The sequence below is a fragment of the Streptomyces sp. NPDC006261 genome, from assembly GCF_040613515.1.
Classification (GTDB): Bacteria; Actinomycetota; Actinomycetes; order Streptomycetales; family Streptomycetaceae; genus Streptomyces.
In genome coordinates, this window is sequence record NZ_JBEXSI010000012.1 from 33,882 (window position 1) to 60,480 (window position 26,599).

Sequence of the window (26,599 nt, forward strand, 5' to 3'; positions counted from 1 at the left end):
CTCCTGGCGCCCCGGCCCACTGCCCAAGGTCACTTTAGGTTAGGCTAGCCTAAATTCCGGGGGCTGGGGAGTGGCTGAAAACCACCGGGAGCAGGGGATGGGCAGAGCGATGACGGCTGACGTCGACAGCGAGAGGCCGGGTAAGGGCGCCGAGGGCGACTTCGAGCGCGTCGAACACCATGAGCGTTTCGAGGGCTTCGAGGGCTTCGAGGTCTTCCGGGACGACTGGGGCATACCCCATCTGAAGGCCGGCAGCGCGCTCGCGCTCGCCCGGGCGCAGGGCCACAACGCCGCCCTGGACCGCGCCTGGCAGCTGGAGACCGAGCGCCACCGGGTCCTCGGCACGACGGCCGCGCACCTCGGAGCGGAGGCCGTCGACTGGGACCGGTTCGCCCGGCGGGCCCGGCTGGCCGACACCGCCCGCCGCTGCTTCGGCCGCCTCGCGCCGGAGACCGCCGCCTGGGTGGGCGCGTACGTCGACGGGGTCAACGCGGGGCTGGCCGAAGGAGCCGCCCGCGCACCGGAGTTCGCCGCCGCCGGGCTCGCCCCCGGCCGCTGGGAGCCCTGGACCCCGCTCGGCGTCTGGCTTTCCACCCACATCCTCTTTGCCGGGTTCCCCGCCAAACTCTGGCGCGAAGAGGTCGCCCGCAGGCTCGGCGACGACCGCGCGACCCTCTTCGCCACCGACGGCCCCGGCACCTCCGGCTCCAACGGATGGCTGCTCACCGGCGCCCGCACCACCACCGGAGCCGCGGTCATCGCGGGCGACCCGCACCGCTTCATCGAGGACCCCGGCGTCTACCAGCAACTCCGCCTCGCCTGCCCCGAGTACGACGTGGTGGGCCTCGCCGTCCCCGGCGTCCCGGGCATCGCCCACTTCGGGCACACGGGCGGCGTCGCCTGGGCGATCACCAACGCGATGGCCGACTACCAGGACCTCTACCGGGAGCAGCTGCGCCGCACGGCGGACGGGGACGTGGAGGCGCTCGGCCCGGACGGCTGGTACGCGGTCCATGCCCACACGGAGACCGTCGAGGTCGCCGGGGGAGAGCCGGAGAGCGTCGAGGTCGTGGAGACGGACAGGGGGCCGGTGATCATCGGGGATGCGGCAGGGGGCGATGCTTCGGACGCGCCCGTCATCAGCCTCCGCTACCCGCCCCGCGTCACCGGTGACCTCGGCTTCGACGTGCTGCCCGCGCTCCTCCGGGCCCGTACGGTCGCCGACCTCGACATCGCCCTCGACGGCTGGGCCGAACCCGTCAACGTGGTCCTGGCCGCCGACACCACCGGGGCCACCCTGCACCGGGTCGCCGGACACGTCCCCGTACGCCCGCACGAGAACCGGCTGCGGGTCGTCCCGGCCCACGACCCCGCGTACGCCTGGCGCGAGGGCGGCGAGCCCCTGCCCCGTACCGAGGTCGACCGCGCCACCGGTACCGCCGTGATGGCCAACGAGCGCGGCCTCGCCGCCCCCCTCGGCATCGAGTTCGCACCGCCGCACCGGGCCCACCGCATACGGGAGCTGCTGGGCACGCCCCCGGGCGAGGGCGAGAGGGGGCTCGCCGGCCGGCCCTGGTCGTCCGCCGACATGGCCGCCGTCCACACCGACACCCGCCTCGCCTCCTCCCGACAGCTCCTCTCCCTGCTGGCCTGCGCACCCGGCCTCGGCCCCGACGCCGAACGCCTGCGGGACCGGCTGCTGCGCTGGGACCGCCACATGGACGCGGACAGCACCGACGCCACCCTCTACTCCCGGCTGCGCGCGGACGTCGTCCACCGGCTGGCCGCCCACCCCGCCCTGCGGCCCGTCACGGGCGACGCCGACCCCTGGCGCTCCGCCGCCTACCCGCCGCTCTTCCGCCCCTGGCTCGCCGCCGTACCCCGGATCGGTTACGCCCTGGAGACCCTGCTCACCGTCGGACTCCTCCCGTACGAGGACCGGCTGGCGGTCGTCGCGGCCTCGGCCGAAGCGGTCGCCGCGACGCACGCGGAGGGCCCCGGCCCGAGCGCATGGGGCGAGGTCCACCGGGCCGCCCCCTGGCAGGCGCTGCCGGGTGCGACCCCCGAGGAGGTCTGGCCGGGACTCGCGGGCGACCACGACTGCGTGCTCTCCACCTCCAGCGTCCCCGGCATCACCGACCTCTTCGCCCGCGGCCCCGCCGCCCGTTACGTCTGGGACCTGGCCCGCCGCGAGGACAGCCTCTGGGTGGTGCCCTTCGGCGCGTCCGGAGTGCCGGGCTCCGCCCACCACCGTGACCAGACGGAGCTGTGGGCGAGCGGCCGGCTGGCCCCCGTGGCCACCGACTGGAACCTGCTGCACCGCACCGAGGAGAGCACCACCATGACCGCCACCACCGTCCCCGCCCTGCGCCCCGCCGTCCACGAGCAGAAGGTCGAGGGCTTCGGCGTGGTCCGCCTGGTCCCGGTCGACCCGGCGGCCGATGCCGGGCTGCTGCACGGCTGGGTCACCGAGGAGCGCGCCCGGTTCTGGGGCATGGCCGACCACACCCGTGAACAGGTCCAGGAGATCTACGAGTTCGTCGACTCGCTCCCCACCCACCACGCCTACCTGGCGCTGCGCGACGGCGTCCCGGCCGCGCTGTTCCAGACGTACGAGCCGGACGCCGACCCGGTGGGCGAGTGCTACGACGTCCGGCCCGGGGACTTCGGTATCCACCTGCTGGTCGCGCCCGCCGAGGCCGAGGGGGCGGTGAAGGGGTACACGGACGCCCTCCTGACCGCGTTCATCGGTTACATCTTCAGCGACCCGGCCCACCTGCGGGTCGTCGTGGAGCCCGACGCCCGCAACGAGAAGGCGATCGCCCGGATGGCGCGGATCGGGTTCGAGCTGGGCCCGGAGATCGAGAAGCCGGAGAAGACGGCCCGGCTGGCGTTCCTGTCCAGGGCGGTGGCGCTGGGCCTGGCCTGAGCGGTGTTCCCTCGGTCCCGAACCGCTCAGGGGCCGTTCCGGGCGTGCTGACGGCGAATGCCATCATGGGAGGGACCGACGGGAAGGTGTTCCCTTCCCCCGCACCTCGGACGATGCCGACCGACACCTCACGACAAGGGACGCGACATGGCGACCGGAACCACCGAAAGCCCTGCAACCCTCTATGCGCCCGTCTCGCTCGGGCTGGGCGTCATCGCGCTGATCACCACGTTCTTCCTCGGTATCTTCGCCATTCTGGCCGGCGCCCTCGCGATCACCTTCGGGGTCCTCGGCCTGATCAGCAAGGTCGAGGTCAACCGGGTCCAGTGCTGCATCGGCCTCGCCGCCGGTGTCGTGGGTGTGGTCCTTCCGGTCTCCTTCCTTTTCGTCTACACCGGCGGCTTCTGATTTCCGACCGGAGCGTTCTCGGGCCTTTCCTCCATTGAGGCATTGCCCTTAAGGGCAATGCCTCAATGGTCAATTGCGGCCTTTCACCCCCCTCCCTAGGGTCTCTGTCAGGTGCCTGACATCAGGGCACCCGATGCCATGGCTCGTCCACGGCGTCGACGGGGATGAAGGGGAATACATGCAGTTCTCGCGTTTCGCCAAGGTGACCGCCCTTTCCGTGACGCCGCTCGCGCTCGTCGCGGGCGGATTTCAGGCGACCGCTCTCGCCTCGGGCTCCACCTCCGGACCGGCCTCCGCCGCCACGGCCTCCTCCGACCGGACCCCACCGGCGTTCGCCGTGTCGCAGCTCTCCGCCGAGCCGTACGGCGGGCTGGAGGACGTGACCGGCTTCAGCGCGGACAGCGCCCAGGGCAAGACCCTTGAGGCCCAGGGCCTCGGCGTCGTGCGGGCCGCCTCCGGCGAGACCGCGGTCGTCGACACCTCGTCGGCCGGCGAGGGCATCACCTCCGCGGCCGGCCAGGGCTTCGTGGAGCTGTCCTGGAAGGCCTACGCCGAGAACGCCCGCTACGTCATCACCCGCGACGGCAAGGAGATCGCCCGGCCGGCGGCGGGCGTGCAGTCCTTCCGGGACACCGCGGTCAAGGCGGGCGCCCAGTACGACTACCAGGTGGTCCCGCTCCTTCCCGAGGGCGGCCACCCCGGGGCCAGGAGCTGGGGCATGAACGTCTTCGTCCCCGCCACCGGCTCCCTCGCCGGGCTGCGCGGTGAGGCGGTCCAGCAGGCCGAGGCGGCGGCCGCCGCCAAGACCACCACCATCAGCTGGGTGGCGTTCCTGCCGTTCAAGAAGGTGGACGCCCCGCCGGCCGGCTGCGACTACACCAAGGGCTACCAGTATGGCGGCGACGGCCGCTCCAAGTTCGACTGGAAGTCGGACAAGTACCGCGCGGCCCTGCACGCCACCGTCACCTGGAGCAACAAGAAGGTGGTGGGCAACAAGTCCGTCAAGCCCACGCACGTCTACAAGAAGTCGACCGGCAAGAAGGTCGCCACGAAGACGGCCACGGACAAGCACATGACCGCCAAGAAACTGGGGTCGGGCAAGAACTCCGTGGACATCCGGTTCGTCATGCACGCCGCCAACCCGTTCTGCAAGGGTCTTGGCGGGGTCAAGGGGGCCATCAGCGGCGCCGCCACCATCAACATGACCAAGAGCGGCAACTGGACCATCCGCTCGGGCAAGCACCGCCTGATGCCGAACCACCACATCTACATCTACAACGGCGGCAAGGTCACCAACGTCTACACCCGCACGTACGTGGGCCTGCCCTGCCTGATCGGCTCGGCCCTGTGCACGGAGGCCGACCTTACGGGCCGCTACGGCACGTTCTGACCTTCGGAACCTCTGGTCCCGGGAGTGAGTCCCCTGCCGTCGCACGTACGCACACGCACGCGGCTGAAGGGGGCTCGTCCCGTCCGCGTACACGCGCGGCTACAGGGGGCTCGTCCCGTCCGGGTTCAGCTCGCCGCCCGCCCGGAACAGCCGCCGGGCGACGACGTGGCCCCGCCCGGCCGCCATCCGGAACCACGGTTCCGCCGCCGCCAGCCCTTCGCGCTCCTGGACCAGCCGGCCCAGCTCCCACATCGATTCCACGTCCCCGGCCTTCACCGCCTGCCGCAGCATCCGCTCGGCGGCGTCCGGCCGCCCCTGGCTCCGCGCGTCCAGGGCGAGCGTGCGCAGCCCCCGTACCGCACGGGCGTCCCCGGCGGCAGCGGCGAGGGCCAGCTGCGCCGGGTCCGGCGGGCGGCGGTAGCGCTGGGCGATCAGCAGCAGGACCCCGGCCGCCCACATGATCCAGCTCAGCCCGATCAGCGTGCCGCTGCCCAGGAACACGCCGGTCAGGCTCAGCACACCGCCTGCGGGCAGCAGGAAGAAGCCCAGTCCCATTCCCATCCCACGTCCTTTCCCGCAGCCCTGCGGCCCTGCCTGTGGTCCTGCTCATGGCTGACATGGTCTCGGATCTCACCCGCGCACGGCATACCTTGGCCCCCCGTACAGACGACGGAGGTGTTCGATGCGGATCGCCACAACCATCTTCCTCACCGATGAGACGGTGACACCCGTGCGGCTGGCGCGCGAGCTGGAGCAGCGCGGGTTCGCCGGGCTCTATCTGCCCGAGCACACCCACATCCCGGTGAGCCGCCGCACCCCGTACCCGGCCGGCGGTGACCTGCCCCGCGAGTACGGCCGCACCCTGGACCCCTTCGTGGCGCTCGGCCAGGCGGCGGCCGTCACCGACGGATCACGCTCGGCACCGGGATCACGCTGGTCGCCCAGCACGACCCGGTCGACCTGGCCAAGCAGGTGGCGACCCTGGACCACCTCTCCGGCGGCCGGTTCACGCTCGGTGTCGGCTACGGCTGGAACGTGGAGGAGGCCGCCGACCACGGGGTCGAGTGGTCCACGCGCCGGGAGCTCGCGCGCGACCGGATGGCGCTGATGCGGGCGCTGTGGTCGGCCGGACCGACGGCGTACAAGGGGGAGTTCGGGTCGGTCCAGGCGAGCTTCGCGTTCCCGAAACCGGTGCAGGCGCCGCGCGGGCCGGTCGTCGGCCCGCGCACACTGATCGGCGGCGGGGCGGGCCCGAAGCTGTTCGCGGCGATCGCGGAGCACGCGGACGGCTGGCTGCCCATCGGCGGCCGGGGCCTGAGGGAGTCCGTCCCGAAGCTGCGGGCGGCCTGGGAGGAGGCGGGGCGCGACCCGAAGGACCTCCAGGTGGTGCCGTACGCCGTCCTCCCCGACCCGGGGAAGCTCGCGCACTACGCGGATCTGGGCATCGAGGAGGTCGTGCTCCAGCTGCCCCCGGCCGCCGAGCCGGAGGTGCTGCGGACCCTGGACGGGTACGCGGCACACCTCTGAGCCCCCTTGGGGCCGCCGCCCGCCCTGCCCTGTGCAACCGGGGGCGCCGACAAGGCATCCTTACCCCTGGGGGATCGCATACGTGGGCGCGGCCCGCACGCGCTTTCGTGCGTGCGGGCCGTGGGCCCGCCTGGGTGGGGAGTGGAATGAACAGGCCGTTGCGGCACATAGCCATCTTCTGCGGGCTCCTGATGCTGGGGCTGATGCTGCGGGCGAACTGGCTGCAGCAGGTCGACCGCGTGGAGCTGTCCCAGCACGAGCGGAACGCCCGCGTCCGGTTCGAGCGGTTCTCCACCCCGCGCGGCGACATCATCGTCGGCGGCAAGGCGATCACCGGCTCGAAGGAGACGGAGAGCAGGGACTACACCTTCCGGCGCACCTGGAAGGAAGGCCCGATGTACGCGCCCGTCACCGGTTACGCCTCCCAGGCCCAGGGCACCACGCTGCTGGAGCGGACGTACGACAGCGTCCTCAGCGGCCAGGACGACCGCTTCGCCTTCCGGCACGCCAAGGACGTCCTCACCGGGCAGCCGAGGCGCGGCGGCAGCGTGATCACCACGATCGACCCCAAGGCGCAGAAGGCGGGCTACAAGGCGCTGACCGACCTGGGCGCCCGGGGTGCGGTCGTCGCCCTGGACCCGCGCACCGGCAAGGTGCTGGCCCTGGTCTCGACGCCCTCGTACGACCCGGAGGCCTTCGCCGGGATCTCGTTCAAGGAGAGCGACCGCTTCAAGGCCCTCCTCGACGACAAGAGCAAGCCGCTGGCCAACCGCCCGCTGCGCGAGACCTTCCCGCCCGGCTCGACCTTCAAGATCCTCACGGCCGCTGCGGCGCTGGAGCACGGCGTGGTCTCGGACGTGGACGCCCCGACGAAGGCGGTCTCGCCGTATCCGCTGCCGCTCTCCCGCAACAAGATCGGCAGCGAGGCGGGGGACGCCGTCTGCGACAAGGCGTCCATGAAGACGGCCATGCAGTTCTCCTGCAACAACGTCTTCCTCGACGCGGCCGCCGAGCTGGGCGAGGACCGGATGCGGGAGACCGCGGAGAAGTTCGGCTTCAACGAGGACGTGTACGCGGAGGAGTTCGGCGACATGCTCGCCACGAAGAGCCTCTACCCGGCCGAGCTCGACAAGCCCGGCACGGCCCTCACCGGCATGGGGCAGGGCAGCCTGACGAGCACCCCGATGCAGATGGCGATGGTGACCGCGGCTCTCGCCAACGACGGCAAGCTGATGCAGCCGTACATCGTGGAGGAGCTGAAGGGCCCGGACCTGTCCACGCTGGAGACGAACGAACCGGCGGAGATGAGCCAGGCCGTCTCGCCCGAGACGGCGAAGAAGGTCCAGGAGATGATGGAGCACACCGCGAAGGAGGGCAGCGCGCAGCGCGCCCTGATCGACGGCGTGACGGTCGGCGGCAAGACGGGCACCGCCCAGCGCGGCGTGAACGTGCGCGACGAGGTCCCGTACGGCTGGTTCGTCAGCTACGGCAAGACGGACGACGGGCGTTCGGTCGCCGTCGCCGTCTTCATCGACCCGACGGACATGGACATCTCCCGCTCCGACATCTCCGGTGGCCGCCTCGGCGCCCCGATCGCGAAGAAGGTGATGGAGGCGGCGCTGGGCAAGTAGCGCCGGGCCGAGGGGGATTGACCGGTGCATTGGCCTAGGCCAAGTCGCACCGGCCCCCGTACTCTCATCCGTAGCCAGTGGCACACGCCCCCCACCCCGGTTGCATGCTGGCGCGGGCACCCCCACCGAACTCTGCCCCGAGCAGCCAGGGTGAACTCCCCCACTCGCCGCCTCCAGGAGGCCACGGTGACAGTTCGCACCAGAAGCTCGGCGATCATCGGCGCACTCTTCCTCGCAGTGACCCTGACGCTGACCACGGCATCGGCAGAAGAGCCCTCGGCACAGGTCGTGCTGACGGAAGTGGCCCGCGCGCAGGGCCCGTCGGCCGGCGCGGCCGGGCCGGACGGCACGGTCTGGATAGCCGAACGGGCCGGAACCGTGAGGATCCTGGGTGACTACGGGCTGAGCGACCCGGTCCTCGACATCACCGACGAGACCACCACCGATGGCGAACGCGGCCTGCTGGGCGTGGCGTTCGACCCGGAGTTCGCGCACTTGTACATCTCGTACACGGACCTCGAAGGCACCAGCGTCATCGACGAGTTCGCGGTGGCGGACGGTGAACTCCAGCCGGACACCCGGCGCACGGTCCTCACCCAGGATCAGCCGTACCCGAACCACAACGGCGGCGACATCAAGTTCGGCCCCGACGGCTACCTCTACATCGCGTTCGGCGACGGCGGCTCGGGCGGCGACCCGCACGGCAACGGCCAGAACCTGGACACGCTGCTCGGCAAGATCCTCCGTATCGACCCGACCGGCGGGGAGCCGTACGCGATCCCGGCGGACAACCCGTTCGTGGCGGAGGAAGGCGCGAAGGACGAGATATGGGCGTACGGGCTCCGCAACCCGTGGCGGTTCTCGTTCGACGCGGGCACGGGCGACCTCCTCATCGGCGACGTCGGCCAGAGCGAGTGGGAGGAGATCGACCGGGCCCCCGCGAGCAGCAAGGGCGGTGAGAACTACGGCTGGTCCTCGATGGAGGGCAACCACCCGTTCCGCGGCGGCACGGAGCCGGCGAACCATGTGCCCCCGGTCCACGAGTACGACCGCAGCGGCCTGGGCTGCTCGGTGACGGGCGGCTTCGTCTACCGGGGCGAGGCGATCGCGGACCTGGCGGGGAGCTACGTCTACAGCGACTACTGCGACGGCACGCTGCGCACGCTGAAGATCGAGAACGGCGAGGTGACGGGCGAGGGCGACCTGGGGGTCCAGGGCGGCGAGGTGATCTCGTTCGTGGAGGCGGGTGACGGGGAGCTGTACGTGCTGGCGATAGGTGGTGCGGTTTCGCGCCTGGACCCGGCGTAGGAACCCGGGCCCACCCCGGCCCGTCCGGCGTTTGAGGACGGAACCCTTGCTGGGGTGGGCCCGGCGCTCAGAGGCCCCTGAGGTACGAGACCCTCGCAGGGCGCCCGCCCCCCACCGCCCCGCTCATGCCCTCCGGGTGAGGGCCCTCCTCGGCCCCCACCACCCCCACCAGCTCCGTCAACGCGTTGACCCGGAAGTCCGCCGCCCCCACCACATCCGGGTGCTCCGCCCACCAGTGCCCGTACGCCCCCCGCCGCAGATGCGCCGTCCGCAGCCCCGCCGCGGCGGCGGGAAACAGGTCGTCCGCCGGATGATCGCCCACGTACAGCGTCGCGGACGGCTCCGCCTCCGCCACCTCCACCACCCGCGCGAAGAAGGCCGGGTCCGGCTTCCGTACGCCCCACTCGGCCGAGGTCACCACCAGATCCGCGGGCAGGTCCAGCGCCCGCAGCAGCTCCCCGGCCCGCACCGTCCCGTTCCCCGCCACGACCACCCGCACCCCCGCCGCCCGCAGCTCCGCGAGCGCCGGCCGTACGTCCGGGTAGAGGTCCGACTCGTCGAGGTGCTCCCCGCGCCCGGCGGCGGCCCGGGCGAGGTACGCCTCGTCGACGTCCATGTCCGGCCGCAGCACCCGCAGCGCGTCCGTGGCGTCGCGGCCCTGGGCGACTGCCGCGCCCACCAGCGCGCTGAGGGTGTGCGCGGGCACGCCGAGCCAGTTGGCCCAGGAGGCCCAGTGGCGGTCGTCGCGTACGAGGGTTTCGCCGATGCCGAGGACGATCGTTTCCATCACCGTGCCGACACTAGGCGTGAGGACGCCGTGGCAGGGCGCTCATTCCGTGAGTCGGCCCGCACGAGTGAAGGGAGCAGCGGGCACACGCCCCCACCGGCCCCGGGTCCGCCGATCCGACCCCGAGGCCCTGGTCCGGCGCGCATGCCTCGCTCGTATGCTCGGTTCATGACCGATCCTCAGAGCGGACGTCCCACCTCCAACGCCATGCGGCGCGCGCTCAGACGTGCCCGGGACGGTGTCGCCCTCGACGTCACCGAGGCCGCCGTCCTGCTCCAGGCGCGCGGCGACGATCTGACGGACCTCGCGGCGTCCGCCGCCCGGGTCCGGGACGCGGGCCTGGCGGCGGCGGGCCGGCCGGGCGTGATCACGTACTCGCGCAAGGTCTTCATCCCGCTCACCCGCCTCTGCCGTGACAAGTGCCACTACTGCACCTTCGTCACCGTCCCCGGCAAGCTCCGCCGGGCCGGGCACGGGATGTTCCTGTCCCCCGACGAGGTGCTGAAGATCGCCCGCGACGGCGCGGCGATGGGCTGCAAGGAAGCGCTGTTCACCCTCGGCGACCGCCCGGAGGACCGCTGGCCCGAGGCGCGGGAGTGGCTGGAGGCGGAGGGGTACGACGACACCCTCGCGTACGTACGGGCGATGGCGATCCGGGTCCTGGAGGAGACGGGCCTGCTGCCCCACCTCAACCCGGGCGTGATGACCTGGACCGACCTCCAGCGCCTCAAGCCCGTGGCACCGTCCATGGGGATGATGCTGGAGACGACGGCGACCCGCCTGTGGTCCGAGCCGGGCGGCCCGCACCACGGCTCCCCGGACAAGGAACCGGCCGTACGGCTGCGCGTCCTTGAGGACGCGGGCCGCTCCAACGTCCCCTTCACCACCGGCATCCTGATCGGCATCGGCGAGTCGTACGAGGAGCGCGCCGACTCCCTCTTCGAGCTGCGCAAGACGGCCCGCGCCTACCACGGCGTCCAGGAAGTCATCGTCCAGAACTTCCGCGCCAAGCCGGACACGGCGATGCGCGGGATGCCCGACGCGGAGCTGGAGGAGCTGGCCGCCGCCATCGCGGTGGCCCGGCACATCCTCGGCCCCTCGGCCCGTATCCAGGCCCCGCCGAACCTGGTGGACGCCGAGTACGCGCTCCTCATCGGCGCGGGCATCGACGACTGGGGCGGGGTCTCGCCGCTGACCCCCGACCACGTGAACCCGGAACGCCCCTGGCCGCACATCGACGAACTGGCTTCGCGTACCGCCGAATCGGGCTTCCGGCTCCGCGAACGCCTCACCATCTACCCGGAGTTCATCCAGCGCGGCGAGCCCTGGCTCGACCCCCGCCTCCTCCCTCACGTCCGCGCCCTGGCCGACCCGGAGACGGGCCTGGCCCGCGAGGACGCGCTGCCCGTCGGCCTGCCCTGGCAGGAGCCGGACGAGGGGTTCACCTCCTCCGGCCGCACCGACCTGCACGCCACGATCGACACCGAGGGCCGCACCGGCGACCGCCGTAACGACTTCGACGAGGTGTACGGGGACTGGGAGGCGCTCCGGGAGGCGGCGGCCCCCGGCATGGTCCCGTCCCGCATCGACGCCGACGTACGCCAGGCTCTGAGCCAGGCCGCCGACGACCCGACGAAGCTCACCGACGACCAGGCCCTCGCGCTGCTCCACGCGGACGGCCCGGCACTGGACGAGCTGTGCCGGATCGCGGACGCGCTGCGCCGGGACGTGGTCGGCGACGAGGTCACGTACATCGTCACGCGGAACATCAACTTCACCAACGTCTGCTACACCGGCTGCCGCTTCTGCGCCTTTGCCCAGCGCCGCACGGACGCCGACGCGTACACGCTCTCCCTGGACCAGGTGGCGGACCGGGCGGCCCAGGCGTGGGACGTGGGCGCGGTCGAGGTCTGCATGCAGGGCGGCATCCACCCGGACCTGCCCGGGACGGCGTACTTCGACATCGCCCGGGCGGTGAAGGAGCGAGTCCCCGGCATGCACGTCCACGCGTTCTCGCCCATGGAGGTCGTCAACGGCGCGACCCGCACGGGCATGTCGATCCGCGACTGGCTGACGGCCGCCAAGGAGGCCGGGCTCGACTCGATCCCCGGCACGGCGGCGGAGATCCTGGACGACGAGGTCCGCTGGGTCCTCACGAAGGGAAAGCTGCCCACGGCCACCTGGCTGGAGGTCATCAGGACGGCGCACGAGGTGGGCCTGCGCTCGTCCTCGACGATGATGTACGGGCACGTGGACCAGCCCCGCCACTGGCTGGGCCACTTCCGCACGTTGGCTCAACTCCAGCAGGAAACAGGAGGCTTGACGGAGTTCGTCACCCTCCCCTTCATCCACACCAACGCCCCGGTCTACCTGGCCGGCATCGCCCGCCCGGGCCCCACGGACCGCGACAACCGCGCGGTCACGGCCATGGCACGACTGCTCCTCCACCCCCACATCACCAACATCCAGACGAGCTGGGTGAAGCTGGGCACGGAGGGCGCGGCGGAAATGCTCCGCTCGGGCGCGAACGACCTGGGCGGCACGCTGATGGAGGAGACCATCTCCCGTATGGCGGGATCGAGTTACGGCTCGTACCGCTCGATCCAGGGCTTGCAGGAAATCGCCGCCCTGGCCGGCCGCCCGTCCCGCCCCCGCACGACGCTGTACGGCGAGGTCCCGGCGGAACGCATCGCGGCGGCCACGGCCTCGGACGGCCACCTGCCGGAACTGCTGCCGGTGGTGCCGGGCTGAGGGGTGGGGGCCGGGGGGAGCGGGGGGCAGGGGCGCGCCGTCCCTGCCCCCTCGCGCCCCCCGGCTTGAGGGCTACGGACGGCAGCCCTCGGCCTCCATGGTGATCGGTAGTTGGGAGCGCAGAAACTTTTCGAGTAGGCGCCGGCGTTCTGCGGTGTCCTTGGGGTCCTCCACGCCGTCGATGGATAGTACGTACTGCATCTTCTCGCCCTTGTACGTGCACGCCTGCAGGGCCATCGCCCCGTGGTCCGCGATGGTGGCACCGCCGCCGATGTCGGCCGGTGCCGGATTGCCCAGCCGCAGCATGACCGACTTCTTGACTTCCAAGGGCTTGACGAACGGCTCGACGACGTCACCTCGCAAGCCGACCTGTTCCTGCCCGTCGACCGCGAACTCGCAGCGGAACTGCCTCGGTTCCGAGAAAGTGTCATCGGACTTCAGGTCATCGCCCCTGGGCAGCAGCCGACCGACCAGTTCGGGGTCGAACTTTGTGCCGCAGGCCTCCGAGACCTTGAAGGCCTCGGGTTCGCCGCAGCCGGCGGCCCCGACGAACAGCGCGACGAGCAGCACAGCGCCGCCCACCGGCCGCAGGACGTTCTTCCTCATAGACCTCATCACCCTCCGCCCGCCAACCCGCTGGCGCGGTTGTTCCCGCGTACGCCGCACCGTTGATTTCGGTCGTGATGGTGTAGCGAGTGTTGGAGTGGCTGGGGTTCGCCTTGGCCCATTCGTCGGCGAGTGCCTGCAATTGCTGCTCCCTGCCCTTGAAGACATCCTTGTTGTCCTGCACGTGAATGGTGTCGATCCGCTTCTGTTCCTGCGTCTGCCATTCGTAGGCCACCGCGTCGATCCCGCGCTGGGCGATGTCGCCGACCCCCGGTACGAAGTTCGCTCGCGATGCTGCCGAATCCGTGGTTAAGCCACTTCGCATCCCAAGTGGGATCGTCCTTGTCGGTCACCAGGGCCTGGTAGCGGGCCTGTTCCAGGGAGCCGACGGTGGCGCCCCCTCGCAGCGGCGTCTCCTTTGGGTCCTTCCCCTTCCAGTCAGCCGCTTTGGCCTTGCGGTCCATGTCCGCCGCGCTGACCGCGCCGCCACCGCCGTCGGCCACCTTGACCAACTTGTCGATCATCGCCTGCCAGTCCGTCACCGGCGCCTGGAGCTTGCCCAGGCGCAGATCGTTGAGCTCTTGGAAGGTGACCATGAAATTCGCCCCCGTGGTTCGCCGGACTGGTTACGTGTAGTAGTCGCGAATACGCGAGACGGAGAGGTCGTCCCCGCCGGCGGTGCGCATGTCCGTGACGATCTTGACCTCGTCCTTCGCGTGCTCGGCGCGCGAGTAGTCGAGATGGTTGGAGATGTGCGCACAGGCCTGCTTGAGCGTTCCCGACTTCGTGTTCCAGGCGTCATGCAGTTCGGTCAGGGCGGAGCCCGTGTCCAGTCCGTCGTTGAAGAGCTGGATGGACGCGTCGAAGGTGTTCTGCCTGGCGTGGTCGGACGCGGTCGAGAACTGCTGCCGCAGACCGTACGCCACGTTTCCCAGCGCCCCCAGGACGTCGTTGTGGACGACCAGGTCCCCGTTGTCGCCGCTCCCGCCGCCGCGTTCGGGTGCGACCTGGTTCAGCTACGTGGACGCGTCCTGCTGCGCCCTGGCCTTCGCCTGCTCCCACTCGTCCCACGCCATAGGTCCTCCGTGAAGCCGTAAGCCGATTGTTCTTCCGCCATGAGGCTGTCTCTTCCCCCACGCTATCTTCGCTCCTTGATCGTTTGCTGAACGGGTGCCGGGCCTGTGCGGAGGCGGAGGCCTGAGAGATGGCCTTCGGTTTCTTTCTGTCATGACCCGGGCAACTCTTGCGGGAGTCACCCCTTCCGTCACGTGCTGGTGAGTCAGGAGCGAGAAATCATGCGAACCCCGCTGATGCCGGTATCCGCCCGCAAAGTCCGCCGTGAGGCGCCCTCGGACCCGGGCACCTCCCTTTCCATACGCAACCGTCGCGCCCCCCGCGTCGCCGCCGTCCTGGCCGCCGCCGGCCTCCTCGTGCTCGGCACCGCGACGGCCGCCCACGCCGATCCGCCACAGCATCTGCCCCAGAACGCCGGGGGCTACGAGCAGACCTTCTCGCCCGCCTACGACTACGACGGTGACGGCTGCTACGCCACCCCCGCCATCGGCCCGGACGGCACCCTCGCCCCCGGCCTGAAGACGTCCGGCGCCATCAACGGGAGCTGCCGGGACAAGTGGGACCTGGACAACTCCCAGACCTACGCTCGCTCCAAGTGCAACAACGGGTGGTGCGGCATCGTCTACGCGAGCTACTTCGAGAAGGACCAGGCCGTCCACGGCAGCGGGCTCGGCGGGCACCGCCACGACTTCGAGCACGTCATCTCCTGGGTCAACCAGGCGTCGAACCAGGTGGATTACGTCTCGACCACCCAGCACAGCACCGTCAAGACCTACCCCCGCTCCCAGGTGCGGTTCGACGGGTCGCACCCCAAGGCCGTCTACCACAAGGACGGCCCGAGCACCCACTTCTTCCGCCTCGCCAACAACAACGACGAGCCGCCCGAGAACCACTACGGCAACTGGCGCTACCCGCCGATCGTCGACTGGAACGGCTTCCCCGGTACGGAGCTGCGTGACCGGCTGATGAACGCCGACTTCGGCTCCGCGACCATCAAGGTCACCGACAAGGACGACCGCTTCCGCAACCTGCTCAACAACTCCAAGCCCGCCGGCATCCCCTTCGACCCCTGGGCCTGAAGGGCTCCCAGGCCTTCACGCCAGGGGGAAGGCGCGCCGGTAGTCGCTCGGCGACACCCCGATCTGCTTGAGGAAGTGGTGGCGGAGGTTGTTCGCGGTGCCGAGGCCGCTCAGCTCCCCGATCCTGGAGATCGGCAGGTCCGTCGATTCCAGCAGGCTCTGGGCGAGCCGCAGCCGCTGGTCGAGCAGCCACTGCAGCGGGGTCACCCCGGTGGCGGCCTGGAGCCGCCGGTAGAGGGTGCGCGGGCTCGTCGCGGCCTGCCGGGCCAGGTCCTCGACCGTCAGCGGCTCGTCGAGGCGTTCCCGGGCCCAGTCCAGTACGGGCGCCAGGCCCCGGTCGTCGGTGGCGGGCATGGGCTGATCGATGAACTGCGCCTGCCCGCCCGGGCGGTGGGCCGGTACCACCATGCGGCGGGCCAGCTGGTTGGCCACGTGCGCGCCGAGGTCGCGGCGTACGAGGTGGAGGCAGAGGTCGAGCCCGGCGGTCAGCCCGGCGCTGGTGAGGACGTCGCCGTCGTCCACGTACAGCACCGAGTCATCGACCTCCACCTTCGGGTAACGCGCGGCCAGTTGGGTCGTGTGCATCCAGTGGGCGGTGGCGCGGCGGCCGTCGAGGATGCCCGCCTCGGCGAGGGCGAAGGCGCCCGTGCACAGGGAGACCATGCGGGCGCCGGAGTCGTAGGCGAGGCGCAGGGCCGTGATCAGCTCCGGCGGCAGCGGCCGGCCCTCGTCGACGCAGGCGTCGGGCACCGAGGGCACGATGACCGTGTCGGCGCCGGCGAGATCGGCGAGCCCGTAACAGGTGCGCAGGGGCAGCCCTGCACCGTGCGCCGCCCCCTCCGGGTCGCCACGCGCGTGTGCCGCACAGCCGCAGGTCGTACCACGGCTCCGCCAGGTCGGGCTGCGGCTTCCCGAACACCCTCGTCCGCGACCACGGCTGGAGTGTCCTGTCCGTCGGTCTCTGGCTGCTGCCCGGCGCGGTCGCCGGTGCGGTGCTCTCCCGGCTGGCCGGCAGGCTCACCGCGGGCGGCCACGGCAATCGGCTCCTGGGCGTGGTCTCCCTCGCCTTCGCGGTGGCCCTCGCCGGGGCGCTGACCGGGTCGGACGTCCTGCTGCTGATCCTCGGCGCCTCCCTCGGCTTCGCCGCGTTCTCCGTCACCCAGGTCTTCACCACGGCCCTGATGCCGGGACACATCGAACCGGCCCGGCGCGGCGGTGCCATGGGGCTGCTCAACCTCACGTTCTTCGTCGGCGGCGGCGTGGGCAGCGCCACCGCGGGCGCGCTGGCGAAGGCGATGCCGCTCTCCACCGCCCTGGGCATGGTGGCACTCTTCCCGCTGGTCGCCGCCCTGTCGGCCTTCGCCCCAGCCCGGCGGGCGGCCTCCGGGCCGTTCCGGAACGGGTGACTCAGGCGGCCCGGCCGCCGGTGATCGCTTCGCCCGCGTGGATGATCGAGCTGAGCATGGCGTGGGCGGCCTGGAGTTCTTGGATGGCGCTGCTCATGCGCTCGCGTTCGTGTCTGAGGTCCTGGGCCATTTCCTCGCAGGTCGGCGCCAGGATGGCTCCCTCGTCGGCCATGCAGGGCAGCACTTCGCGGATCAGGTCGGTGTTCAGCCCGGCCGCGAGCAGGATCCGGATCCTGCGCACGGCGGCCACGTCGGGTTCGGCGAACTCGCGGTAGCCGCTCGCCCGCCGCTGCGGCCGCAGGAGCCCTTGCTCCTCGTAGTACCGCAGGCTCCTGGTGCTGACGCCGGTCCGGCTGGCCAGCTCACCGATGAACATGTGACCCCCGTCACGGGCATTGACTCTCACATTGACGTCAAAGTTTAGCTTGGCCGACATGACAACGAACCGCAGCACCCAGCACCGCTCGACCATCGATCCGAAGGCCCTGGCAGGGAAGAAGGCCGTCGTCACCGGTGGCACCATCGGCATGGGACGGGCCATCGTCCGAGCGCTGACCGAACGCGGCGCCGAAGTGATGTACACCGGGCGCAGCGACGAGCGGCTCGCCGAGGCCCAGGCGGCGCTCGGCACCCCGCTGGCGCACCCGGTGCGCTCCGATGCCACGGACGCCGACGCCGTCGCCGCCCTCCACGACCAGGTCGCGGACCGCCTCGGCGGCATCGACCACCTGTTCATCAACCAGGGCATCGCCGAGTTCCAGACGCTCGAAGAGGCCACGGAGGAATCGTGGGACCGCATCTTCGACGTGAACGCCAAGGGGGCCTTCTTCACCGTCCAGCGACTGGCGCCGCTGATGTCCGAGGGCGGTTCGATCGTGTTCACCACCGTCTCCAACGACCAGATCTTCCCCGGTCTCAGCGCCTACTCCGCGGCGAAGGAAGCCGTCGCGGCCTTCGCGAAGGTGCTCGCCGCCGAGCTGCTCCCCCGCGGGATCCGCGTCAACGCGATCGCCCCCGGATTCATCCTCACCCCGACGATGGGCGTCGCCGAACTGACCGAGGAGCAGCGCGCCGAGTTCATCGAACAGGGCAACGCCTCCACGCCGATGGGCCGGGGTGGCACCGTGGACGAGGTCGCCGCCGCCGCGCTGTACCTGGCCGTCGAGGCCACCTTCACCACGGGCCTGGAACTGCCCGTGGACGGCGGGTTCGGCCAGGGGCTCGGCGTTTGACCGCCCCGGGCCGGCAGGTGGACCGGCTCGGCTTCGAGTACCGCCTGCGGGGCTCGGCGCAGGGGAGGCGCCCGGGGGTGCGGCCGTCCGCCCCACCGGCCCAAAAGCGACCTGCGGGACGTCCGTCGACATACCCGTACGTACCCCGGTCGTCCGGACGGTCGCCCCCTCTACCGCCCGTTCCCGTTCGATTACAGTGCTTGCGCGGTCGCCCGCAGAGGGCCGCGCCGGCGAGGACGTGGTGACGGGGAGGGGGCGGGGTGAGCACAGGGACCACGGCGGTCTGGGGACGGGCCGAGCAGCAGGACTTCCGCAGCCGGGTGCGCGGGGCGCTGCTCGGCGGGGCCGTCGGGGACGCGCTGGGGGCCGGGGTCAGCGGGCTCGCGCTGGAGGAGATCCGGGAGGCCCATGGGGCCGAAGGGGTCACCGACTACGTCCCCGCGCACGGCAGACGCGGGGCCGTCACCGCCCTCACCCAGCTCACCCTCTTCACCGTGGACGGGCTGATCCGCGCCCAGGTCCGCCGCGACACCGGCGCCTGGCACCCACCGACCGATGTGCACCGGGCCCACCTGCGCTGGGCCGCCACCCAGCACGACTGGGGGCCCGACGAGCGGCGCAAGGACAACGGGTGGCTGGCCGCGGAGGAGTGGCTCTACGCCCGCCGCGGGCCCAGCCGGGAGTGCCTGGGCGGCTTCGGCGACACCGTCATGGGGACGCTGGAGCGGCCCAAGAACCCCGCCGCCCGGGACGCGGGCGCGCTGACCCGGTCCGCACCGTTCGGGCTGCTCGTGGGGTGGGAGCCGCAGCTCGTGCTCCAGCTGGCCGTCGAGTGCGCGGCCCAGACCCACGGGCATCCTGCCGCCCAGCTGGCCGCCGGAGCCTTCGCCGTACTCGTGCACGGGCTGGCGCGCGGGGAGAGCCTGGACGGCTCCGTGCAGCACACGATGGCGCTGCTCGACGAGCGCCCGGGCCACGAGCCGGTGACCGAGGCCCTGCAGCAGGCCCTCGGGTCCGTACGGCAGGGCATCCCCGGCCCGGCCCTCATCGAGGCGCTGGGGCCGACCGACGCCGCCGAAGAGGTGCTCGCCGTCGCCGTGTACTGCGCCTTGGTCAGCGAGGACGTACGGCACGGGCTGCGGCTGGCCGTGAACCACGGCGGGCCCTCCCGCGCCACCGGGTCCGTCTGCGGTGCGCTGCTCGGCGTGCTGCACGGCGAGACCGCGCTGCCGCCGGCCTGGCTCGCCGAGCTGGAGGGGCGCCCCACGCTCCTCGAACTGGCCGACGACTTCGCGATGGAGATGACCCAGGGCCCGGCCCTGCACAGCCCGACGGCCGCCGCCGCGGGGTGGCTGGCCCGCTACCCGCGCGGGACGTGAAGCGGGGCTGTTCACGTGCGGTCCGTCAGCGCATCAGCTCGCCCGCGTTGACCAGCAGCGACTGGCCGGTGATCGCCCGTGCCCGGTCGGAGGCGAGGAAGGCGACGGCCTCCGCCACATCCCCGTCCGTGGCCAGCTCCGGCAGTGCCATCCGCTCGGTGAGCCGGGCCAGCACCTCGGACTCCGGTACCCCCTCGGAGCCGGCGGTGAACTGGACGTACGCCTGCACCGGTGGGCCCCACATCCACCCCGGCAGCACCGTGTTGACCCGGATCCGGTGCGGCCCCAGCTCCCGCGCCAGGGAGTACATCGCCGAGGTGAGCGCCCCCTTGGACGCCGCGTACGCCGCCTGCCACACCTGGGAGGGCGCGGCCACCGCGGACTGCGTACCGATCACCACCACCGAGCCGCCGCGCTCCTTGAGGGCGGGCAGGCAGGCCCGCGTCATCCGGAGCGTACCGAGCAGGTTCACGTCGATGACCGACTGCCAGGTGGCGAAGTCCGCGTCCTGGAGACCACCGAAGTAGCTGTCCCAGGCGGCCACATGGACCACCGCGTCGACCCCGCCGAACCGGTCGACCGCCAGAGCCGCCAGTGCCTCGCACTGCGCCTCGTCCGTGATGTCGGTCGGCAGGTGGGCGGTGTGCCGGCCCTCCGGGTCGATCTCCGCCGCGGCCTTCGCCAGGTTCGCCGCCGTGCGCGCCCCGAGCACCGCGCGCCCTCCGTCCCGTACGACGGTCTCCGCGATCCGGTGTCCGAGCCCCGTGCCGACGCCCGACACGATGACCGTCTTCCCCGCGAGCAACATCGGTGCCTCCCGGCCCTGGAAGTTCAACTGACGGGGCGTCAGAGTAGGTGGCTGCGGGCCCCGACGGAAGGGGCGGGCGAGAGGGAGAGGGGCAGGGGCGACATGGTGGACGATGCCGGGACGCAAAGTGGGCGCTATGCCGAGCTGGCGGGGGTGGGGCCGTACGGGGTGCGCCCGGGGCACGCCCTGATCACCATGGTCGAGCCGCATCCGGGCCATGAACACGCGTACAACCGCTGGTACGAGGACGACCACTACTACGCCGGGGCGACGGCCATGCCGTGGATGTTCGCAGGGCGGCGCTGGGTGGCCACCAAGGACCTCCAGGAGCTGCGCTATCCGCAGGAGTCGGCGGTCGCCCGGCCCGTCGGCGCGGGGTGCTACCTGTCGACGTACTGGGTGACCGAGGGCCGCTACGACGAGCACATGAAGTGGACCGTCGCCATCAACAAGCGGCTCAACCGGGACGGCCGGGTCTACCAGGAGCGGACCCACGTCTTCACGGCCTTCCAGGACCACGAGGCCACCGTCTACCGCGACGGGGCCGCCGGGCCCCGGGACTTCCACGCGCTCGACCACCCGTACGCGGGTCTCGTCCTCCAGGTCGTCGATGCCGAAGGGCCCGAGCAGCGAGCCGGGTTGCTGGAGTGGCTGAGGTCCCGGCACCTGCCGAAGCGGCTGAGCGGGTCGCCGGCGGCTCTGGTGACCGTCTTCCGGCCGACACCCCTGCCCGGCGACCGGATGACGTACGTGAAGCAGGTCGAGGGGGTGGGGACCCGGCTGACGCTGCTGTGGTTCCTCCAGGAGGACCCCCGTACCTGCTGGGAGGCGCACTTCACGGGGCTCGACGCGGCGGTCGCGGAGACGGGGCTGGGGCGGGTCGAGCTGGTCGCGCCGTTCATCCCGACCGTGCCGGGGACCGATCGGTACGTCGACCGGCTGAGGTGACGGCCGCCGGATGGGGCGGGGGTGCGTCGGGGGCGTGCCGAGCCCCCTCGGCCAGGACGGCGAACCGGTCGAGAGGGCTCCATCAGGTGGTGCGGTGGTGCGGCCTGCGCTGCGGTCAGGCGTCGACCGGGCCCGTGGCGACATCGCGCACGAACGCGTTCCACGCACCGGGGACGAAGGTGAGCGAGGGGCCCTCGGGGGCCTTCGAGTCACGCACGGCGATGGACAGAGCGACCGGGGACTTGACCTCGACGCACGCGCCGTTGCCCCCGGAGTACGACGACTTCGTCCACATGTCCGTAGCACCCTGAAGAATTGCCATGTTCACTCCGGTTCAGAGAGTTGAGTGAGTCGCACCAACCTGATTCCGGTTGGCGTGATCGACGCTACTCGCCAAGCCCCGACCATGAGATGGCCGTTCACTCGACCGGGTGTCATTGTGCTAGGAACTCTTACGCTGTGAGTCGGCGGCGGTGTAAGGTGCCGCCGCCGCTCACTCGACGACCTTCGGTGTCCACCAGTCGGACGGTGCGGTGTCCTGATTCAGCTGGTGTACGACTTGGCGATCTTGCTGATGAACTCCCGCGTCTGCTCCACGTTCAGCGCCTGCGCCCGCAGGTGTTCGTACATCACGCTGTAGCGCTGCACGTCGTTCGCCTTCTCCAGGTAGAGATCGCTCGTGACGCCCTCGATGTAGACGACGCTGGAGTCCGCCGCGTCCGGGAACTCGAGGATCGCGTACTGCCCGTTGATCCCGGGGTGCGCCCCCATGTCGAACGGCAGCACCTGCACGGTCACATGCGGCAGGTGCGACTGCTCGACGAGGTGCTCCAGCTGGTCGATCATCACCTGGTTGTCACCGACCCGCCGGCGCAGCGCCGATTCGTCGATCACGGCCCACAGCCGCAGCGGGTTGTCCGGCGCGTTGACCCGGTCCTGGCGCCTGGACCGTACGTTGACGCGCTTCTCGATGTCCGACGGCGGCGCCTCGGGGAGCGCGCCGCTGATCAGCGCCTCGGCGTAGGCCCGGGTCTGGAGCAGGCCAGGGACCATCTGGGGCTCGTACACCCGCAGGGACTCCGCGTCCGTCTCCAGACCGATGTAGACGCTGTACGGGATGTCGCCGAATGCGTGCCACCAGCCCTGCTGGCGCGAGTCCTTGGCCATCTGCATGAGTGAGTCGACGATGCGGACGTCCTCGACCTCGTACACCCCGCACAGGTCACGCACGTCGCGCTGGCTGATGGAACGGCGGCCGTTCTCCAGGCGGCTGATCTTCGACTGCGAGACCAGCAGGCGCTCCGCCACTTCCTCGGCCGTCATGCCTTTGAGTTCGCGCAGGCGGCGCAGTTCCTGGCCCAACCTGCGTCGCCTGACTGTGGGATTGACGTTGGACGGCACGGGAAGTGCACCTCCGGCTATGTAGCTGTGCGTATCTACTGCTCAGCAGATTGCCACCCCTTGCCCCGGCCGCGCTGGGAAACGGCCACACGCAGGTGCGTGCGGTATAGCCCCCGACCGCACACCGGAGCACGCGCCGGCGCGGTAGAGGGCGTGCGATACGGCGCGCAAGCGCACGGGGCAGCCGGTCGAAACCGGCTGCCCCGTGCGTGGTGCGGCTCCCGAACCGGGTCCGATGACGACGGTGCGGCGGTGTGCGATTGTCCGCGCGGTCCTCTGCGCGGGCCCTGCTCAGGCGGCTCCGGGTCAGCTCGCGGCGGTGTGCGCCATGCTGTCCCGGCGTGCCTGTGCTTGCGGCTGCAACGGAACGCCCGCTGCCTGCTGCGTACGGCGTGGCTGGACCGCCACCCCGTTCTGGACGTCCATCACGGCGTGCGCCACGAGGCCGCCCATGGGGTCGTGTCTGATCAGGTCCCGGAGTCGGGAGCGCGATGAACGCCCCTCGTTCCCGGGGTACAGGTGCTTGCCGAGTCCGACCGCGTGGGCCAGTGCGGCGAGCGCCGCGGTCCGCGGGTCCGGCGGTACGCCGGTGCGGATCGCACTGTCCAGCCGGGCTCTGATGTCCCGGCTGATGGCTGTCTCCGTCGCCTGGTAGCGAGTCGTCGGCAGCACTCCGCACATCTGGCCCGCCACGGCATGAACCATGCCGCACCGCTCCAGATGGGCGAGATAGATCTGGCGCAGCCCCAGCCGGGGTCCGCCGATCCAGTGGACCGCCCGGACCGGGCTGCCACGACGGCGCAGCAGCTCCAGTGCGGAGTCCAGTGTCGGATCTCCTGTCGGCCGTGGCATCACCACGGCGATACGATCCCCGTCAGGGGCTATCCGTCCTGCCAGAGCCAGCTCCACTAGCTGTGCCCCGGCCAGGCCGAGGTCGAGCGACTGCGGCTGCGCTGTGGTACCCGTGGTCGGGTCCAGAGCGAGCAACAGAAGCTCCTCCGGGATTGTTCTGCGGCTCCTGCCCATCCATGCCTCCCCGCGTGGATGTCTGACAGGGTGACCCCTCTCACATTCATCTGTCGAGAGCGCCTGACTGCTTTGTACGGGAACCAGTAGGTATGTCGTTCTCGTCTAGCAGCTCGGCCAAGGGTTCACACAGGACACTGGTAGATGGTTCGGACAGCGCGGGGGTTGCCCCGCGGCGCATGAGGAGGCATCGGTGGCGGGCGAGTCCCCCGACAAAACGGAGCAGCGGAAGTCGTCGGGGACGGCTGCGGAGGAACGCGACCCGCGCTTCGCGGTGTTCCGCGAACCCGGTGCGGACGTGGCTGAGGATGCGGCTGTCGACGAGGCGACGCCGGACGGGGTGACGTCGGACACGGCTACGGCCGTCTTCCGTCCCCGTCTCCCGGAGGACGAGGCCGGGCGTGCGCCGGAGGTGTCCGCTTCCGGCCCCGAGGTGTCCGCTTCCGGCGAGGAGGAGCCCGCGGAGGCTCCTGAGAGCGCCGTAACGCCCCAGAAGCCCGCAGAGGACTCCGGGGGGACCGAGGGCCCTGATGCGGCCGCGCAGGCCCCTGAGGGCGACGCGGACGACACGGCCGACGCCGCTGCGGGCGCGCCGGAGCCCGGTGAGGTACGGCTGCGCGCGGCGGTGGCCGCGTGGGTCGATGCGGCAGCCGAGGGCGAGGGCGAGGGCGAGGCTGAAGAGCCGGTGAAGGGCGAGCCGGCCGCGGATGCGGACGCTGACGCCGAGCCCGCTGACGAGCCGGCTGCTGACGCCGAGCCCGCCGCTGAGCCGGCTGCTGACGCCGAGTCGGCCGCCGAGCCCGCCGCTGACGCCGAGCCCGAGCTCACGTCTGCTGACGAGCCCGAACCTGCCGAGGAGGCGGAGGCCGAGGCGAAGACCACGACCGCGACTGAAGCCGAGAAGGCGGAATCCGCGGCCGCTCTGGATTCCGACTCCGCCTCCCGCGCCGACTCCGAGGCCCGCTCCGACTCCGAGGCCCCCTCCGACTCCGAGGCCCGCTCCGACTCCGAGGCCCCCTCCGACTCCGAGGTCCGCTCCGACGAGGACGGCGAGGCCCCCGCTCCCGCCGCCGAAACCGACTCCGACCTGCGAGGAATCGATCAGCCCACGGCCGTCTTCAAGGCGGTCGCGCCGCCCGCCAGGCGGGTCGACCAGCCGACGACCGCGCTGAAACTCTCGCCGCAGGAGCTCAACAAGCTGAAGGCCGCGGGCGACAACGCTCGGGGCGCGTCCGGGAGTGCCTCTCCGTCGAAGCCGGCCGAGGCGAAGCCGGAGCAGGACGAGCCCGAGAGCGCCGTCGAGCGCACGAGCACCTTCGTGCCCCTGCGCTCCGACGACGTACGGCCCGCCCCCGCGCCCCGCGCACCGGAGACCGAAGCGCCGACGGGCACGCCGGACACCGGCTCCGCGGCCCCGGCGACTACGCCGACTCCGCCCACCCCGGTCGCCCCGTCGTGGGCGGCGGCCGAGCGGACCAGGCAGCAGCCGCTGCCGCCCAAGCCGCCGCTCGACCTGCTCGCCGAGCTGACGAACACCCCGCCGCCGGCCGAGACCCCGGTCCGTACGGCGGTGCGTCGGGTCAAGATCTGGACCCCGCTGGTCCTCCTCCTGCTGATCGTCTTTGCGATCGTGCAGGTGATGCGCCCGCTGCCGGAGCCGGTCCTGGAGCTCACGGCGAAGCCGACGTACACCTTCGAGGGCGGCGAGACGAAGCTGTCCTGGCCGGGCCAGGGGCAGTCCGCCGTGATGGTGGACGGCGTCGGGTCGCTCGGCTCCGAGGGGGCGCAGAAGCCGGCGCCCATCGCCAGCGTCGCGAAGGTCATGACCGCCTACGTGATCCTGGAGGCGCACCCCCTCAAGGGTGATGAGGAGGGCGAGACGATCACCGTCGACCAGAAGGCGGAGGACGAGTCCAAGCGCCCTGACGAGTCGACGGCACCTCTGGCCAAGGGCCAGCAGCTCACCCAGCGGCAGATGCTCCAGCTGCTGATGATCCCCTCGGGGAACAACGCGGCGCGGCTGCTCGCCCGCTGGGACGCGGGGAGCGAGGACAAGTTCATCGACAAGATGAACGACGCGGCCAAGGACCTGGGGATGACCAACTCGACGTACACGGACCCGAGCGGCCTGGAGAAGACCACCGTCTCCACCGCGACCGACCAGCTGAAGCTGGCCCAGGCGGTCATGAGGAACGACGTGTTCCGGAAGATCGTGGACATGCCCGAGGTCGAGATCAAGGGCATAGACGGCAAGATCTACAACAACAACAACCTGCTCCTGCAGCCCGGAGTGAGCGGCATCAAGACCGGTTCCTCCACCCCGGCGGGCGGCAACCTGCTCTGGTCCGCCAACACCATGGTCGACGGCAAGATGCTCTGGATCTACGGAGCGGTCATGGGCCAGCAGGCCGGCACGGGGCGCGTCTACGACAGCCTGGAGCTGTCCCTGCAGAACAGCCTGAAGCTGATCAAGGACGCGCAGGAGGCCCCCACCTCCGCCACGGTGGTGAAGAAGGGCGACGTGGTCGGGTATGTGGACAACGGTTTCGGCGCACGGACCCCGGTGATAGCGACGAAGAACCTCAAGGCGGTCGGCTGGCCCGGCCTGGAGGTCGAGCTCAAGGTCACCGACAACGGCAAGGGCATCGCGCACTCCGCGAAGGCCGGCAGCGAGGTCGGCATGGTGACCGTGGGCACGGGTACCGGAAAGGTCACGGCACCGGTGGTGCTGCAGGGCGACCTGACGGAGCCGGCCTTCGGCGACAAGCTGACCCGGATCGGCTGACCCGGATCGGCTGACCCGGATCGCCTGACCAGGTCGGCTGACCGGGATCGGCTGAGCAGACAGAGGTACGGACGCGGGCGCGGTCGTGGGACGGGGTGAGCGGCATCGCTCACCCCGCTCCATG

The 26,599-nt window shown here is 71.3% G+C and carries 21 protein-coding genes and 3 pseudogenes; 13 read left to right on the top strand and 11 right to left on the bottom strand.

The genetic code is table 11. The features are described from left to right. Positions 1–109: 109 nt before the first annotated feature. The 3 genes from ABZ154_RS09975 (at position 110) to ABZ154_RS09985 (ending at position 4,727) form a co-directional block, all read left to right on the top strand. Positions 110–2,929: a GNAT family N-acetyltransferase gene (locus ABZ154_RS09975; RefSeq protein ID WP_356830813.1), complete on the top strand. Its 2,820-nt coding sequence runs from the start codon at positions 110–112 to the stop codon at positions 2,927–2,929. Positions 2,930–3,076: 147 nt separating this feature from the next. Beyond that, entirely contained in the window at positions 3,077–3,337 is a 261-nt protein-coding gene (locus ABZ154_RS09980) for a hypothetical protein (RefSeq protein WP_356830815.1), read from the top strand. A 178-nt stretch (positions 3,338–3,515) separates the two neighbouring features. Then, a complete protein-coding gene (locus ABZ154_RS09985) occupies positions 3,516–4,727 on the top strand; it encodes a hypothetical protein (protein WP_356830817.1) in 1,212 nt (403 codons plus the stop codon). Positions 4,728–4,826: 99 nt separating this feature from the next. Here ABZ154_RS09985 and ABZ154_RS09990 read toward each other — a convergent pair whose 3' ends face one another. Beyond that, on the bottom strand, positions 4,827–5,282 hold the full coding sequence (locus ABZ154_RS09990; protein WP_356831000.1) for a tetratricopeptide repeat protein: 456 nt from the start codon (positions 5,280–5,282) through the stop codon (positions 4,827–4,829). Positions 5,283–5,409: 127 nt separating this feature from the next. On the opposite strand from ABZ154_RS09990, the pseudogene ABZ154_RS09995 reads away from it, so the two are divergent. The 3 genes and pseudogenes from ABZ154_RS09995 (at position 5,410) to ABZ154_RS10005 (ending at position 9,193) form a co-directional block, all read left to right on the top strand. Then, positions 5,410–6,254, top strand: a pseudogene (locus ABZ154_RS09995) (LLM class F420-dependent oxidoreductase). Positions 6,255–6,400: 146 nt separating this feature from the next. Further along, on the top strand, positions 6,401–7,885 hold the full coding sequence (locus ABZ154_RS10000) for a penicillin-binding protein 2 (protein WP_356830819.1): 1,485 nt from the start codon (positions 6,401–6,403) through the stop codon (positions 7,883–7,885). A 186-nt stretch (positions 7,886–8,071) separates the two neighbouring features. Further along, positions 8,072–9,193 carry a PQQ-dependent sugar dehydrogenase gene (locus ABZ154_RS10005; RefSeq protein WP_356830821.1) on the top strand — a complete coding sequence of 374 codons (1,122 nt, stop codon included), beginning with the start codon at positions 8,072–8,074 and terminating at the stop codon, positions 9,191–9,193. A gap of 67 nt (positions 9,194–9,260) precedes the next feature. Here the strand turns inward: ABZ154_RS10005 and ABZ154_RS10010 are convergent, their stop codons facing one another. Next, entirely contained in the window at positions 9,261–9,980 is a 720-nt protein-coding gene (locus tag ABZ154_RS10010) for an HAD family hydrolase (protein WP_356831002.1), read from the bottom strand. Positions 9,981–10,148: 168 nt separating this feature from the next. Between ABZ154_RS10010 and ABZ154_RS10015 the strand changes: the two genes are divergently transcribed. After that, positions 10,149–12,731, top strand: a complete 2,583-nt coding sequence (locus ABZ154_RS10015; protein ID WP_356830823.1) for a bifunctional FO biosynthesis protein CofGH — start codon at positions 10,149–10,151, stop codon at positions 12,729–12,731. 72 nt (positions 12,732–12,803) lie between these two features. Here ABZ154_RS10015 and ABZ154_RS10020 read toward each other — a convergent pair whose 3' ends face one another. From ABZ154_RS10020 to ABZ154_RS10030, 3 genes and pseudogenes are all read right to left on the bottom strand, one after another. Continuing rightward, complete coding sequence (locus ABZ154_RS10020) at positions 12,804–13,337, bottom strand: hypothetical protein (protein ID WP_356830825.1); 534 nt, start codon at positions 13,335–13,337, stop codon at positions 12,804–12,806. Positions 13,338–13,345: 8 nt separating this feature from the next. Next, a pseudogene (locus tag ABZ154_RS10025) lies at positions 13,346–13,933 on the bottom strand (hypothetical protein). A 30-nt stretch (positions 13,934–13,963) separates the two neighbouring features. Continuing rightward, positions 13,964–14,353, bottom strand: coding sequence for a hypothetical protein (locus tag ABZ154_RS10030; RefSeq protein ID WP_356831004.1), 390 nt, complete (start codon positions 14,351–14,353; stop codon positions 13,964–13,966). 279 nt (positions 14,354–14,632) lie between these two features. Between ABZ154_RS10030 and ABZ154_RS10035 the strand changes: the two genes are divergently transcribed. Then, on the top strand, positions 14,633–15,490 hold the full coding sequence (locus ABZ154_RS10035) for an NPP1 family protein (protein ID WP_356830827.1): 858 nt from the start codon (positions 14,633–14,635) through the stop codon (positions 15,488–15,490). 15 nt (positions 15,491–15,505) lie between these two features. On the opposite strand, the pseudogene ABZ154_RS10040 reads toward ABZ154_RS10035, so the two are convergent. Continuing rightward, positions 15,506–16,409, bottom strand: a pseudogene (locus ABZ154_RS10040) (helix-turn-helix domain-containing protein). On the opposite strand from ABZ154_RS10040, the gene ABZ154_RS10045 reads away from it, so the two are divergent. Then, the gene (locus ABZ154_RS10045; RefSeq protein WP_356830829.1) at positions 16,348–16,896 is read left to right on the top strand and encodes an MFS transporter; all 549 of its coding nucleotides are present in this window, start codon (positions 16,348–16,350) and stop codon (positions 16,894–16,896) included. The pseudogene ABZ154_RS10040 and the gene ABZ154_RS10045 sit on opposite strands and share 62 nt — an antisense overlap. A gap of 1 nt (position 16,897) precedes the next feature. Here ABZ154_RS10045 and ABZ154_RS10050 read toward each other — a convergent pair whose 3' ends face one another. Continuing rightward, positions 16,898–17,272 carry a MerR family transcriptional regulator gene (locus ABZ154_RS10050; RefSeq protein ID WP_356830831.1) on the bottom strand — a complete coding sequence of 125 codons (375 nt, stop codon included), beginning with the start codon at positions 17,270–17,272 and terminating at the stop codon, positions 16,898–16,900. A 58-nt stretch (positions 17,273–17,330) separates the two neighbouring features. On the opposite strand from ABZ154_RS10050, the gene ABZ154_RS10055 reads away from it, so the two are divergent. Further along, the gene (locus tag ABZ154_RS10055) at positions 17,331–18,128 is read left to right on the top strand and encodes an SDR family oxidoreductase (RefSeq protein WP_356830833.1); all 798 of its coding nucleotides are present in this window, start codon (positions 17,331–17,333) and stop codon (positions 18,126–18,128) included. Between the two features lie 260 nt (positions 18,129–18,388). Next, positions 18,389–19,507 (top strand): ADP-ribosylglycohydrolase family protein, encoded by a 1,119-nt coding sequence (locus ABZ154_RS10060; RefSeq protein WP_356830835.1) that lies wholly within the window; start codon positions 18,389–18,391, stop codon positions 19,505–19,507. A 25-nt stretch (positions 19,508–19,532) separates the two neighbouring features. On the opposite strand, the gene ABZ154_RS10065 is transcribed toward ABZ154_RS10060, so the two are convergent. Next, positions 19,533–20,315 (bottom strand): SDR family oxidoreductase, encoded by a 783-nt coding sequence (locus tag ABZ154_RS10065; protein WP_356830837.1) that lies wholly within the window; start codon positions 20,313–20,315, stop codon positions 19,533–19,535. A gap of 102 nt (positions 20,316–20,417) precedes the next feature. Between ABZ154_RS10065 and ABZ154_RS10070 the strand changes: the two genes are divergently transcribed. Beyond that, the gene (locus ABZ154_RS10070; RefSeq protein ID WP_356830839.1) at positions 20,418–21,263 is read left to right on the top strand and encodes a hypothetical protein; all 846 of its coding nucleotides are present in this window, start codon (positions 20,418–20,420) and stop codon (positions 21,261–21,263) included. A gap of 115 nt (positions 21,264–21,378) precedes the next feature. On the opposite strand, the gene ABZ154_RS10075 is transcribed toward ABZ154_RS10070, so the two are convergent. The 3 genes from ABZ154_RS10075 to ABZ154_RS10085 all read right to left on the bottom strand — a co-directional run bounded on the left by ABZ154_RS10075 (position 21,379) and on the right by ABZ154_RS10085 (position 23,690). After that, entirely contained in the window at positions 21,379–21,585 is a 207-nt protein-coding gene (locus ABZ154_RS10075) for a DUF397 domain-containing protein (RefSeq protein ID WP_026242170.1), read from the bottom strand. 221 nt (positions 21,586–21,806) lie between these two features. Then, a complete protein-coding gene (locus ABZ154_RS10080) occupies positions 21,807–22,664 on the bottom strand; it encodes a helix-turn-helix transcriptional regulator (RefSeq protein ID WP_161267557.1) in 858 nt (285 codons plus the stop codon). A gap of 306 nt (positions 22,665–22,970) precedes the next feature. Next, positions 22,971–23,690, bottom strand: coding sequence for a GPP34 family phosphoprotein (locus ABZ154_RS10085; protein WP_015609174.1), 720 nt, complete (start codon positions 23,688–23,690; stop codon positions 22,971–22,973). A 193-nt stretch (positions 23,691–23,883) separates the two neighbouring features. On the opposite strand from ABZ154_RS10085, the gene ABZ154_RS10090 reads away from it, so the two are divergent. Beyond that, positions 23,884–26,475, top strand: a complete 2,592-nt coding sequence (locus ABZ154_RS10090) for a serine hydrolase (protein ID WP_356830841.1) — start codon at positions 23,884–23,886, stop codon at positions 26,473–26,475. Positions 26,476–26,599 lie beyond the last annotated feature (124 nt).

Bases quoted from the DNA above. Each gene is read 5' to 3' on its own strand.
- ABZ154_RS09975 (WP_356830813.1), top strand. From the start codon at position 110: ATGACGGCTGACGTCGACAGCGAGAGGCCGGGTAAGGGCGCCGAGGGC.
- ABZ154_RS09980 (WP_356830815.1), top strand. From the start codon at position 3,077: ATGGCGACCGGAACCACCGAAAGCCCTGCAACCCTCTATGCGCCCGTC.
- ABZ154_RS09985 (WP_356830817.1), top strand. From the start codon at position 3,516: ATGCAGTTCTCGCGTTTCGCCAAGGTGACCGCCCTTTCCGTGACGCCG.
- ABZ154_RS09990 (WP_356831000.1), bottom strand. From the start codon at position 5,282: ATGGGACTGGGCTTCTTCCTGCTGCCCGCAGGCGGTGTGCTGAGCCTG.
- ABZ154_RS10000 (WP_356830819.1), top strand. From the start codon at position 6,401: ATGAACAGGCCGTTGCGGCACATAGCCATCTTCTGCGGGCTCCTGATG.
- ABZ154_RS10010 (WP_356831002.1), bottom strand. From the start codon at position 9,980: ATGGAAACGATCGTCCTCGGCATCGGCGAAACCCTCGTACGCGACGAC.
- ABZ154_RS10015 (WP_356830823.1), top strand. From the start codon at position 10,149: ATGACCGATCCTCAGAGCGGACGTCCCACCTCCAACGCCATGCGGCGC.
- ABZ154_RS10020 (WP_356830825.1), bottom strand. From the start codon at position 13,337: ATGAGGAAGAACGTCCTGCGGCCGGTGGGCGGCGCTGTGCTGCTCGTC.
- ABZ154_RS10035 (WP_356830827.1), top strand. From the start codon at position 14,633: ATGCGAACCCCGCTGATGCCGGTATCCGCCCGCAAAGTCCGCCGTGAG.
- ABZ154_RS10050 (WP_356830831.1), bottom strand. From the start codon at position 17,272: ATGTTCATCGGTGAGCTGGCCAGCCGGACCGGCGTCAGCACCAGGAGC.
- ABZ154_RS10055 (WP_356830833.1), top strand. From the start codon at position 17,331: ATGACAACGAACCGCAGCACCCAGCACCGCTCGACCATCGATCCGAAG.
- ABZ154_RS10065 (WP_356830837.1), bottom strand. From the start codon at position 20,315: ATGTTGCTCGCGGGGAAGACGGTCATCGTGTCGGGCGTCGGCACGGGG.
- ABZ154_RS10070 (WP_356830839.1), top strand. From the start codon at position 20,418: ATGGTGGACGATGCCGGGACGCAAAGTGGGCGCTATGCCGAGCTGGCG.
- ABZ154_RS10075 (WP_026242170.1), bottom strand. From the start codon at position 21,585: ATGGCAATTCTTCAGGGTGCTACGGACATGTGGACGAAGTCGTCGTAC.
- ABZ154_RS10085 (WP_015609174.1), bottom strand. From the start codon at position 23,690: ATGGGCAGGAGCCGCAGAACAATCCCGGAGGAGCTTCTGTTGCTCGCT.